General features: G+C 74.8%; 2 protein-coding genes. One reads left to right on the top strand and one right to left on the bottom strand.

All coding sequences use genetic code 11. From position 1 onward, the window contains the following. On the top strand, nt 1-1,074 hold a 1,074-nt coding region (locus E1281_RS39645; RefSeq protein WP_131884809.1), incomplete at its 5' end, for a WD40 repeat domain-containing protein. Nucleotides 1,075-1,264: 190 nt separating this feature from the next. On the opposite strand, the gene E1281_RS39640 is transcribed toward E1281_RS39645, so the two are convergent. Next, on the bottom strand, nt 1,265-1,403 hold a 139-nt coding region (locus E1281_RS39640; protein WP_207943797.1), incomplete at its 5' end, for a helix-turn-helix domain-containing protein.

Raw genomic sequence — 1,403 nt, 5'->3', positions numbered from 1 at the left:
GTCGGCACCCACCTGGCCGCCGCGCCGCCGCGCCCTGTTTCCCGCAGTGCCGCCCACAGTGCCGCCCGCGGCGTCCCCCGCCGGGCCGTCATCGCGGGAGCGGCCGCAGCGGCGGTGGCCGCGGTGGCCGCCCCGGCGGCCGTCCTGCTGTGGCCGTCCGGCGAGAGCAAGGCGAAGACGTTCCCGCCCACGCCGCTCACCGCGCCCGCCGCGTCCCAGCTGCTGCCCGGCGGACCGATCGCCATGTTCCAGATCGCTTTCACCGCCGACGGCCGGACCCTCGTGGGAGCCGGATACGAGGAGATCTGGCGCTGGGACCTCACCACCGGGCGGGGCGCTTCCACCGAGGTCGGCGACGCGTTCACGAACACCGGCAAACCGGTGCTGAGCGGGGACGCGCGGGTCGCCGCCGGCATGACCGACGCGGGCATCGAACTGCGGGACGCCGCGACCGGCCGCGTCACCCGCCGGATGCCCGGGACGTTCTCCGCGGTGGGCCTCGGCCCCGACGGGCGGACGATGGCCGTGCGGGCCCGCGACCTGACGGTGCGGATCCTCGACGTCGCCACGGGCCGGTCCGTCCGCGACATCACCCCCCTGGCCAGCGTCCCCGACATCCTGGAGTTCAGCCCGGACGGGCGGCACCTCGGAGGCTGCGGCGGGAGGAAGCTGGAGATCTGGGACCTGGCGTCCGGCCGCCTGACCGGTACGTCGTCGGGCCGCGACCAGCCCCTCCACGTGGAGTTCTCCGCGGACGGCTCGCTCGTCGCCGGAGCCGGCATCCGGGACGTCCTGCTCTGGGACGCCGCCGCCGTGGCCGAGGAGCCCGCGGTCCTGGAGGGGCACCGCGAGGAGGTCACCTGCCTGGCGTTCAGTCCGGACGGCCGGGTCCTCGCCAGCGGTTCCAAGGACAGCTCCGTCCGCCTGTGGGACACACGCACGAAGAAGCCCATCGCCACACTGAGCGGCCATACCGCCGAGGTCTCCGCGGTGGCCTTCGCCCCCAACGGCCGCATGCTCGCCGCGGCCGCCGGCACCACGAGCGGCGCCACCCGCCTGTGGCGCTACCCGTGACACGCGGCGCTGTCGGAGCCCGGGGTCAGGCTGCCCGGGTCCTCACCCAATCCGGATCGGACGGGCTCGAAGGCCGTCCGCCTGCTCGGCGAGGCGCTCGCCGAGACCGGGTATCGGCGTCCGTGACTCCACCGTGAATTCACTGTGACTCCACGGATCCGGGCGGGGCGGAGCTGACCGCCGGGCCGGGTCAGAAGGAGAAGCCGCCCATCTGCGTGCTGAACCGGTCGGCGAGCGCCTCCGCGATCGCCTCCTTGTTCGGGAAGAACTGGTAGAGCGAGCCGGGCGAGATGCCCGCCGCCGCGGCGATCCTGTTCGTGGTCGCGGCC

The organism is Actinomadura sp. KC345 (assembly GCF_004348515.1).
In the GTDB taxonomy this organism is placed as follows: Bacteria; Actinomycetota; Actinomycetes; order Streptosporangiales; family Streptosporangiaceae; genus Spirillospora.
Note: the sequence above shows the minus strand (reverse complement) of the source record. Positions and strands in the feature narration are given on the sequence as shown.